Below are 8,648 nucleotides of genomic sequence, written 5' to 3' on the forward strand. Positions count from 1 at the left end.
ATCATGGGCGGCACCGGCGTCATCGACCATTTCCTCGAGGTCTTCACCCGCTACATCGATTCCGGGTTCGGTCTGCTCGGTGGCGAGGTCGCATTCATCGCGACCACTCTGATCGTTATCGACGTGACGCTGGCCGCCCTGTTCTGGAGCTGGGGCGCTGACGACGACATCATCGCGCGCCTGGTCAAGAAGACGCTGTTCGTCGGCGTCTTCGCCTACATCATCGGCAACTGGAACAATCTCGCCCGCATCGTCTTCGAGAGCTTCGCCGGTCTTGGCCTGAAGGCTTCCGGCACCGGCTTCACGACCGCGGATCTGCTTCGCCCCGGCAAGGTCGCGCAGACCGGCCTCGATGCCGGGCGGCCGCTGCTCGACTCGATTTCCAGTCTGATGGGCTACTGGTCGTTCTTCGAGAATTTCATCCAGATCGCCTGCATGTTCTTCGCCTGGGCGCTGGTGCTGCTCGCCTTCTTCATCCTCGCCGTCCAGCTCTTCGTCACCTTGATCGAGTTCAAGCTGACGACGCTCGCCGGTTTCGTGCTCATTCCCTTCGGCCTTTTCGGCAAATCGGCCTTCATGGCCGAGCGCGTCCTCGGCAACATCATCTCCTCCGGCATCAAGGTCCTGGTGCTGGCCGTTATCATTGGCATCGGCTCGACGCTGTTCTCCGAATTCACTGCCGGCTTCGGTGGAGCCAATCCGACCATTGACGACGCCATGGCGATCGTGCTCGCCGCGCTGTCGCTACTCGGCCTCGGAATCTTCGGGCCCGGCATCGCCAACGGCCTCGTCTCGGGCGGGCCTCAGCTCGGCGCCGGCGCGGCGGTCGGCACTGGCCTTGCCGCCGGCGGAATGGTCGCAGCCGGAGGAGCCGCTCTCGGCGCAGCAGCCGGCGGCGTCGGCGCTCTGGCCGGCGGAGCGGCTGCCGCCGCCCGCGGTGGCGCCGCGATGGCAGGGGGCGCGGCCACTGCCTACAGCCTCGGAGCCGCCGGCCAATCAGTCGCAGCAAGCGTCGCTTCCGGCCTCGGCGGCGTCGCCCGCGCAGCCGGTGGCGCGGCGGCTTCGCCTCTCCGCCGGGCGGCCTCGCGCGCCGCCGACAGCATGCGGTCGAGCTTCTCCGAGGGCGGGAAATCCGCCTTCGAAGCTACGGGCGGCACCTCGACCATGGGCACGATCGGCGGGGGCACGGCCGAGGCGGCCGCACCGGCTGACGGACCGCCGGCCTGGGCCCGCCGCATGAAACGCTCCCAAACGCTGAGCCACGGCGTGACAGCGGCCGCCCATGCCGTTCGCAGCGGCGACAGCCACGGCGGCGGCTCCTCCATCAACCTCTCCGAAAGCGACCGCTGATGTTCAAACGACCCTCCACTCACTACGGCAAGACCCCCGAACCAGAGACGCCTTACCAGCGGGCCGCCCAGGTCTGGGACGATCGTATCGGCGGCGCTCGCGTCCAGGCCAAGAACTGGCGCCTCATGGCCTTCGGATCGCTGATCCTTTCGGCTGGCTTTGCTGCCGCGCTCGTCTGGCAATCAGCGCGTGGCACGGTCGTGCCCTGGGTGGTGCAGGTCGACCGGCTCGGCCAGGCGCAGGCGGTGGCGCCAGCGGTCGCCGACTATCGCCCGACCGACCCGCAAATCGCCTTCCACCTCGCGCGTCTCATCGAGCAGGTCCGCTCGATCCCGTCCGATGCCATCATCGTCCGCCAGAACTGGCTGCGCGCCTACGACTTCACGACCGATCGCGGCGCGATGGCGCTCAACGATTATGCGCGCTCGAACGACCCGTTCGCCAAGGTCGGCCGGCAGCAGATCGCCGTTGACGTTTCCAGCGTGATCCGCGCGTCGCCGGACAGCTTCCGCGTCGCCTGGACCGAGCGGCGCTACGAGAACGGCCAGCTCGCCGAGACGACCCGCTGGACCGCCATCCTCACCATCGTCGTGCAGGTGCCGCGCAACGCCGACCGGCTGCGCGCGAACCCGCTCGGTATCTACGTCAACGCCATCAACTGGTCACGGGAGCTTGGGCAATGAAGCCGTCTTTCCGTAAAGCCGGAAACCCGGCTTCTCGCACTTCCATACTCGCGGCTCTGCTGCTTTTAGCAACTGCGCTCGCCGGCTGCGCCACGACGCAGAAACCGCCCGAGATCTCCTATGACGACGCGGCGCCGGCCGTGCAGACGGCCGATCCGCCGGGGCCAGTGCAGGTCGTGGAACTTCCACGTCCGCTACCGCTGCCGGGGCAGATGAAGCCCGTTGAAGAATCGCGCCGAACCCCGGAGCCGGCCGATCCAACGGCCCGCGTCAATCAAGCCAATGCCGCCGCGCGCGTGCAGCCGGTCCGCGACGGCTTCATCAATGCGATGCAGGTCTACCCTTACACCAGCGGCGCGCTCTATCAGGTCTATACCGCCGTAGGTCAGATCACCGATATCGCCCTGCAGCCCGGCGAGCAGCTCGTAGGCTCCGGGCCGGTGGCCGCTGGCGACACGGTCCGCTGGATCATCGGTGACACGCAGAGCGGTTCGGGCGCGACTCTGCAAGTCCACATCCTGGTGAAGCCGACCCGCGCCGACCTGATGACCAACCTGGTCATCAACACCAATCTGCGGACCTATCACATGGAGCTGCGCTCGACCGAGCGCACCTATATGGCGTCGGTCTCGTGGCAGTACCCGCAGGATCAACTCATCGCCCTGCGCCGCCAAAACGCGCAGGCCGAGGCAGCGCGTCCCATCGCCACCGGCGTCGACCTCGCCAACATCAACTTCCGCTATGCCATCGAGGGCGATCGTGCGCCCTGGCGGCCGCTGCGGGCCTATGACGACGGACGGCAGGTCTTCATCGAATTCCCGCGCGGCATCGGCCAGGGCGAGATGCCGCCGCTTTTCGTGGTCGGCCCCGAGGGCAACACCTCAGAACTCGTGAACTACCGCGTCCGCGGCAACTACATGGTCGTCGATCGCCTGTTCGCGGCCGCCGAGCTGCGCTTCGGCGCCGGTGACCACCAGAAGCGCGTTCTGATCACCCGTACCGACGGGAGGCCGGCGTCGTGAGCGAGTCTGAAGCCCGGAAAGAGGATGAGGATGCGCCGCTGACCGGGTCGACCGCCGACGCGGCCGCCCCGATGCGGCTTCGTGCGGAGGCTCCGCGCGTTACGCGGCTGTCGCGCAAGGTGCTCGCCGGCATCGGTCTCGTGGCGAGCGTAGGCCTGGGCGGAGCGCTGATCTACGCCCTTCAGACGCGCGACGGCGGCAAGTCCGCCGAAGAACTCTATTCGACCGAAAACCGATCGACCGCAGACGGCCTGGCGGGCTTGCCCCGCGACTACAGCGGTGTGCCTCAGCTTGGTCCGCCGCTTCCCGGCGACCTCGGCCGTCCTATCCTCGGCGCGCAGAATCGCGGCCAGCCCATGCCCAACCCCGGCGGAGTAGCACCCAATCCCGGTCTCAGCGCCGAGGAACAACGCCGCCTTCAGGAAATCGAGAGCGCCCGCACCGCCAAGCTCTTCGCCGGCACGGAGAACCGGCCGACGCCACCATCAGCCTCTGGCACGGCAACGGTTGTTCCGCCACCCACGCCTGACCTCGCCAGCCTCGGGCTTGCTCCCCAGCCAGCAACGCCGTCGGCCCAGGATCGGCAACTCGCCTTCCTCAATGCCGCCGTCGATCGCCGCACCGTCTCGCCGGATCGCATCGCGGCTCCGGCATCGCCGAACATCCTTCAGGCGGGCGCCGTGATTTCGGCCGCGCTCATCACCGGCATCCGGTCCGATCTTCCGGGCCAGGTCACCGCGCAAGTGACGGAGAACATCTATGACAGCCCGACGGGCCGCATCCTTCTTGTGCCCCAAGGCACCCGCATCATTGGCCAGTATGACAACAATGTTCAGTTCGGCCAAAGCCGCGTGCTGCTGGTCTGGAACCGGCTAATCTTCCCGAACGGCCGCTCGATCGTGCTCGAGCGTCAACCTGGCGCTGATGCCGAAGGTTATGCCGGCCTCCAGGATGGCGTCGACTATCACTGGTGGGATCTTGCCAAGGCGGCGGGCTTGTCCACGCTGCTGAGCATTGGGGCAGAGCTCGCCACCAACGACGACGACCGCCTGATCCAAGCTATCCGCAACGGCGGGCAGGACACGATCAACGATGCCGGTCAGCAGATCGTTCGCCGCCAGTTGAACATCGCCCCGACCTTGACGATCCGCCCAGGGTTCCCCGTTCGCGTCATCGTCACCCGCGACCTCGTCCTCGAACCCTACGGAGGCTGACATGGCAAAGCTGAAGCTCGGGGCCGTTGCCGACGACAAGCCGGTCAAGCTCACGATCGAATTTCCAGCGACCGTTCATCGCGACCTGGTCGCCTACGCGGAAATCCTAGCCCGCGAAACCGGCCATCCGGTGAGCGACCCGGCCAAGCTGATCGTCCCCATGGTGGAGCGCTTCATGGCCACCGATCGCGGCTTCGCGAAGGCGCGGCGGCCGCGTCAGTCGCCCGCGGGCAACGCGGGATAGCGCTCTTGCAGCAGGTTGATGAAACCCGCCAGCGCCGGATTGTCGTTGTCGCCCTGCCAATAGGCCGCGTAGTTGATCCGGCTCGGGCCGTTGCCGTCCCGTGCCTCGCGGTAGACTACGCCTGTGTAAGAGGCCCCAATGCAGGCTTCGCACATCAGGCTGACGCCGAAGCCCGCCCCCACGAGGCTCTTGATGTTCTCGCGGCTGACATCGTGACTGATGACCTTGGGCCGCTCGCCCGGCGCGGCGAGCTTCGCCAGCAAGATGTCCTGGATCTCCGGCCCGGGATCACGCTGGCTGAAAAGGAAGGTCTCATCCTTAAGATCGGTCCAATAGACGATGTTGCCGCCCGCCAATCGGTGACCTTCGGGCAGCGCGACCATGATGCGCTCGCTCCAGAGACCCATGACCTTCCCCTCGCGAGAGATCGGATCACCCGTCACGATGGCAACATCAAGCCGGCCAGCATCGACGCCGGCGAACAGGCATGCGCGTGCGCCTTCATATGTCTGGATTTCGACCTTCGGGAACCGCGACGCATACTCGATCAGGCTGGCCCGCAGGTTCCCGGCCGACAGCGAGGTGTAGAATCCGACCGTGAGGCGGCCGGCCTCGCCCCTGCCGATGTCCTTGGCGGTCGCGGCCATATGATCGACCGTTTCGACGAGATGCCGGGATGTCCGCAATATCTCGACGCCAGCCGTAGTCAGCCGAACGCCACCGCTGGTTCGTTCGAACAACACGACGCCCAGACGCTCTTCCAATTGCGAAATGCAGCGGCTCAGGGTCGATTGCTTGACCCCAAGCGCCTCAGCCGCCCGCCGAAAACTGCCATAGTGTGCAGCGGCGACCGCATAGCGCAGGTGTCTCAGTTCGATATGCGCTTCCAGCGATCGGAACTCCTCCTGTGATTCCGGCAACCTCCTGTCATGGCACTCCCGGAATTCATGTGCCCGGCCGTGCGGCGACCGCCTCAACCAATATGGGAATTGCCCGCCGGAATTTTCACGGTGCGGGAGCACAACCGACTCGGATCGGCAGTACGGCCGCTAGGACTGTAGTCGGCCTGACAGGGTAATGCTATTGCGACGCGTTTGCATCAATTCGATCCGAAATGGATCAAGAAATGGATCAAAATGCCGGCTTGGCGGCGGCATGGTTCCCCGGACCCCGGTCAGCGTCCACCGTCCCTCAAGCCGCCTGACGATCGGCCGCGCGATACTGGCCATATCCGACCTTTACCAGCAGGCCCTCTTCGCACATGCGGGCCAAGTAACAGCGAGGGACGCCGATGTCCGTTAGATCGCGCGTCCGCACCAGGCCGCGCTCATTGGCCAGGGCGACGGCTCGGTCCCTCAGCGAGGGCTTCGGGCCGCCGGCGAGGCGTAGTGCTTCTGCGCGATCCCGGTCGCGCTTGCGCATTTTGGGAGGCTCTGGCGTAGTGGGGAGTAGGGAAATCGAGAACTCGTAGTTCGCATCTTCGCCGACCCCGGCGAGCCATTTCTCCAAATTTTCGTTTTGAAAATACCAGCTTGCGCGCAGTGGACTTTGTATCCATGCGGATGCGTATCTTTATGGCAAGCGCAGTTATGAGGCAGGCGTGTCAGGATGTTCCATCGCTTGCCCGGCCTGCTGTTGCGCGCTGGCAATCTGCATCTGCAAGAGCTGTCCGATGAACTGCTTCATCGGCTGTAAATCAGGGATGCCATTCTCCTTGAACGTTGTATCTGCTGCACGTAATGCAGCATAGTACTGCGGTCGGTTATGCATAATTAAATCAATGACCGTTACGGCACCCGGCAATTCAACGCCAATTTTCAAGCAAAGAACTGCGTAGCAGAATGCCCGCGCAGTCCTGCCGTTTCCGTTCCTAAACGGATGGACCCAGTTAATCATCCACAATGCGTACGCTGCGTTATCAAGATGATCGCCCGCATTCCAGACTGAAGAAAGCTGCCGAAAGAAAAACCGCATTAGTCTGGGCACATCCTGCCACTCAGGCGGCTCATGGATAATGTTGTTGTCCTTGTCCCGCACATCGACCCTGATGTTTCTATACCGGCCAGGCTCATCCAGCAGAAACACGGTTCCGGCGTGATGCAGATTGCACAGCGCCGCTTCATCTGGCATCGGCGGCTTGCCCGTTCCGTCCGGCCCGTTGTGCGCAAGTAAGAATTTTACTAAGCCATCAAGAACGTTGATTTGGCTCGTCGCATTGATGACCTCAATTTCCGTGGCGACTGGCCCCCTGATGAGGTCCCAATTGTCATCGAGCATTTTCCCCACCCCCAGATATAACAAAGGCCCGGGGTCACCGGGCCTTCATCTTTATGCCTACGCTGTCTGACCTACTTCTGGTTTTGGTCAACTTCGGGCAAATTACCCTCAAGATGATTGAGGACACTCTCGACTTTATCCTTGGTAAGCGTAGTTTTCTCAGACAGCACGCCAGTGATAAGGCTGACCCGGCGTGCTCGCCTTTCTGCAGGCGTCACCGTATGGGTGCTCGCAAACTCCCGAATCTGATCCATAGTCATCGTCGTCATTTTGCTTCTCCCGACAACCAATTCTGCTAGTTACGCAGCTTGATCGTTCCCCGACGGGCATACCCACCGATGGAATTCATTACATACGCGCCTCATGGCCGCAATAAGGCAAATAGCCCGCCGCCACCGAATCGGCCTGTGCTGCTACACGATGTCGCACAGCAGATTAACAATCTTCTACCGATAGAGGCGATAAGGCTCAGATAGCCAATATATGGCGCTTGAGTTAGGTATATAAGTCACTCAAACTAAATTTAAAGTCCCTGATTCGGCTGGGAATCATCCCCACTCGGCCCTAGCCATACGGTGCACGATCCGCCGCGCCATCGGCGGACGACCAGCACCCGGGAACGCGATCGGCCATGACGGCAGCCACGCGCTCACCCAGAGCCCGGCAAATCCGTCGGCCAGATCGGCCGTCAAGACAATCGGCACTGTGCTGCTCCTGATTCAAATAGAGCACCCATTTTTTGCGCTGTGGATCCCAATGTTCTAGTGCCAAAGCACTGACTTTCTCTCGTTGTTTGCGCATACAGTTTCCGCATGAAGCGGATGCCAACAATGCCCATCCTCAGATGACCTTCCCAACATCCGTCTTCGCGAAATCCGCGCCGACATAAAGCAGTCGACAGTTATGCTCCTTCGTCACCTCGTAGGCGAAGCAGTCGCCGAAATTCAGCGCCGCCGGATGCGCGCCCTTTCCCCATGTTGCATAAGCCTGCGCGATACGGCGGGCCGAGGCTGGCGTCACGCTGACGATCTCGAAGCCGAGGCCGTCGATCAGTTGCTGCATCTCGTCCGCCACATTGCGACGCGCGGCGACGATCAGCGCCTCGGCCACCGTGCCGGCCGAGATCAGGAGATTGTCTTCCATCTCAAGGGCCGCCATGCAGGCATCTGCTTCCGGCTCATCGAGAACAATCGCCATCGGCGTCGATGTCGCGACCGCGATCATTCCGGCAGGCCGTCATCGCCATAAAGGAAATCCTGCCTGCGTGCCGCTTCAGACGCGGATGCAATCTTGGCTGCGGCGGAGGCTCGCACGGTTTCCAGCAGCGCGCGGCGGGATTTCCTGTCCTGCGCCGCCCTGACCGGCACGAGGCGCACGGCGGCATGGCCGTGACGGGTCAGGATCACCTCGTCCCCCGCCTCGGCGCGCCGAACCAGTTCGGTCAATTGTCCCTTGGCTTCAGTCACGGATATCCGCATTGCCTGCTCCAAATTCGGACCATTTAATAGCCCAGTCATTTGCGGAATTTAGTCCATTAAATGGACCATATCAAAAGCATCCGTTCGGAATGCATGCGGCCGGCGTTCACGCCAGCCGCATCTTCACTGACGCTTACGCCCTCACCAGCCCCTGCACGATGCGCCGCGCCACCGGCGCGACCACCAGCACGACCGGAAAGGCCACCAGCCATGAGGTGAGCCAGGCATCGGTCCACAGCGCCATGAAGCCATCCACCAGCCCGGCGGTGCGCAGGGTGGCGATGCCCGAGACGATGAACGACATCAGGGCGGAGAGCACAAAGCCGAAAACCACGGGGGCAAATCGGGGGGAGATCATCTGTCTTTTCCTTTCAGGTTTG

13 protein-coding genes are annotated in these 8,648 nt (G+C 63.3%); 5 read left to right on the plus strand and 8 right to left on the minus strand.

Annotated elements, in window-relative coordinates; all coding sequences use genetic code 11:
• Positions 1 to 3: 3 nt before the first annotated feature.
• From trbL to Q1J79_RS13480, 5 genes are read left to right on the plus strand one after another with little or no spacing between them, the layout of a single operon-like run.
• Positions 4 to 1,350: a P-type conjugative transfer protein TrbL gene (trbL, locus tag Q1J79_RS13460; RefSeq protein WP_300301221.1), complete on the plus strand. Its 1,347-nt coding sequence runs from the start codon at positions 4 to 6 to the stop codon at positions 1,348 to 1,350.
• Positions 1,350 to 2,033 carry a conjugal transfer protein TrbF gene (gene trbF / locus Q1J79_RS13465; RefSeq protein WP_300301223.1) on the plus strand — a complete coding sequence of 228 codons (684 nt, stop codon included), beginning with the start codon at positions 1,350 to 1,352 and terminating at the stop codon, positions 2,031 to 2,033. Before trbL ends, trbF begins: the two co-directional genes overlap by 1 nt.
• The gene (trbG, locus tag Q1J79_RS13470; protein WP_300301225.1) at positions 2,030 to 3,055 is read left to right on the plus strand and encodes a P-type conjugative transfer protein TrbG; all 1,026 of its coding nucleotides are present in this window, start codon (positions 2,030 to 2,032) and stop codon (positions 3,053 to 3,055) included. Before trbF ends, trbG begins: the two co-directional genes overlap by 4 nt.
• On the plus strand, positions 3,052 to 4,269 hold the full coding sequence (locus Q1J79_RS13475) for a TrbI/VirB10 family protein (RefSeq protein ID WP_300301227.1): 1,218 nt from the start codon (positions 3,052 to 3,054) through the stop codon (positions 4,267 to 4,269). The genes trbG and Q1J79_RS13475 overlap by 4 nt, the downstream gene beginning before the upstream one ends.
• A 1-nt stretch (position 4,270) precedes the next feature.
• Entirely contained in the window at positions 4,271 to 4,513 is a 243-nt protein-coding gene (locus Q1J79_RS13480) for a DUF2274 domain-containing protein (RefSeq protein ID WP_300301229.1), read from the plus strand.
• Here the strand turns inward: Q1J79_RS13480 and Q1J79_RS13485 are convergent.
• From Q1J79_RS13485 to Q1J79_RS13515, 8 genes are all read right to left on the minus strand, one after another.
• Positions 4,486 to 5,433 (minus strand): LysR family transcriptional regulator, encoded by a 948-nt coding sequence (locus tag Q1J79_RS13485; protein ID WP_300301231.1) that lies wholly within the window; start codon positions 5,431 to 5,433, stop codon positions 4,486 to 4,488. The genes Q1J79_RS13480 and Q1J79_RS13485 overlap by 28 nt on opposite strands.
• Positions 5,434 to 5,704: 271 nt before the next feature.
• Entirely contained in the window at positions 5,705 to 5,935 is a 231-nt protein-coding gene (locus Q1J79_RS13490) for a type IV toxin-antitoxin system AbiEi family antitoxin domain-containing protein (protein WP_300301233.1), read from the minus strand.
• A 165-nt stretch (positions 5,936 to 6,100) separates the two neighbouring features.
• On the minus strand, positions 6,101 to 6,790 hold the full coding sequence (locus Q1J79_RS13495) for a Fic family protein (RefSeq protein ID WP_300301235.1): 690 nt from the start codon (positions 6,788 to 6,790) through the stop codon (positions 6,101 to 6,103).
• A gap of 71 nt (positions 6,791 to 6,861) precedes the next feature.
• Positions 6,862 to 7,059: a hypothetical protein gene (locus Q1J79_RS13500; protein WP_300301237.1), complete on the minus strand. Its 198-nt coding sequence runs from the start codon at positions 7,057 to 7,059 to the stop codon at positions 6,862 to 6,864.
• 279 nt (positions 7,060 to 7,338) lie between these two features.
• On the minus strand, positions 7,339 to 7,494 hold the full coding sequence (locus Q1J79_RS21120) for a hypothetical protein (protein WP_367182989.1): 156 nt from the start codon (positions 7,492 to 7,494) through the stop codon (positions 7,339 to 7,341).
• A gap of 136 nt (positions 7,495 to 7,630) precedes the next feature.
• The gene (locus Q1J79_RS13505) at positions 7,631 to 8,014 is read right to left on the minus strand and encodes a type II toxin-antitoxin system VapC family toxin (protein WP_300301239.1); all 384 of its coding nucleotides are present in this window, start codon (positions 8,012 to 8,014) and stop codon (positions 7,631 to 7,633) included.
• Positions 8,011 to 8,256, minus strand: coding sequence for a type II toxin-antitoxin system Phd/YefM family antitoxin (locus Q1J79_RS13510; RefSeq protein ID WP_300301241.1), 246 nt, complete (start codon positions 8,254 to 8,256; stop codon positions 8,011 to 8,013). The genes Q1J79_RS13505 and Q1J79_RS13510 overlap by 4 nt, the downstream gene beginning before the upstream one ends.
• A gap of 145 nt (positions 8,257 to 8,401) precedes the next feature.
• A complete protein-coding gene (locus Q1J79_RS13515; RefSeq protein WP_300301242.1) occupies positions 8,402 to 8,626 on the minus strand; it encodes a DUF2798 domain-containing protein in 225 nt (74 codons plus the stop codon).
• Positions 8,627 to 8,648: the final 22 nt, after the last annotated feature.

Source organism: Ferrovibrio sp., from assembly GCF_029255545.1.
In the GTDB taxonomy this organism is placed as follows: domain Bacteria; phylum Pseudomonadota; class Alphaproteobacteria; order Ferrovibrionales; family Ferrovibrionaceae; genus Ferrovibrio.

Excerpts from the sequence above, each read along its gene's own strand:
- trbF (WP_300301223.1), top strand. The coding sequence starts at position 1,350 with ATGTTCAAACGACCCTCCACTCACTACGGCAAGACCCCCGAACCAGAG.
- Q1J79_RS13515 (WP_300301242.1), bottom strand. The coding sequence starts at position 8,626 with ATGATCTCCCCCCGATTTGCCCCCGTGGTTTTCGGCTTTGTGCTCTCC.
- Q1J79_RS13500 (WP_300301237.1), bottom strand. The coding sequence starts at position 7,059 with ATGACGACGATGACTATGGATCAGATTCGGGAGTTTGCGAGCACCCAT.
- trbG (WP_300301225.1), top strand. The coding sequence starts at position 2,030 with ATGAAGCCGTCTTTCCGTAAAGCCGGAAACCCGGCTTCTCGCACTTCC.
- Q1J79_RS13480 (WP_300301229.1), top strand. The coding sequence starts at position 4,271 with ATGGCAAAGCTGAAGCTCGGGGCCGTTGCCGACGACAAGCCGGTCAAG.
- Q1J79_RS13495 (WP_300301235.1), bottom strand. The coding sequence starts at position 6,790 with ATGCTCGATGACAATTGGGACCTCATCAGGGGGCCAGTCGCCACGGAA.
- Q1J79_RS13505 (WP_300301239.1), bottom strand. The coding sequence starts at position 8,014 with ATGATCGCGGTCGCGACATCGACGCCGATGGCGATTGTTCTCGATGAG.
- trbL (WP_300301221.1), top strand. The coding sequence starts at position 4 with ATGGGCGGCACCGGCGTCATCGACCATTTCCTCGAGGTCTTCACCCGC.
- Q1J79_RS13490 (WP_300301233.1), bottom strand. The coding sequence starts at position 5,935 with ATGCGCAAGCGCGACCGGGATCGCGCAGAAGCACTACGCCTCGCCGGC.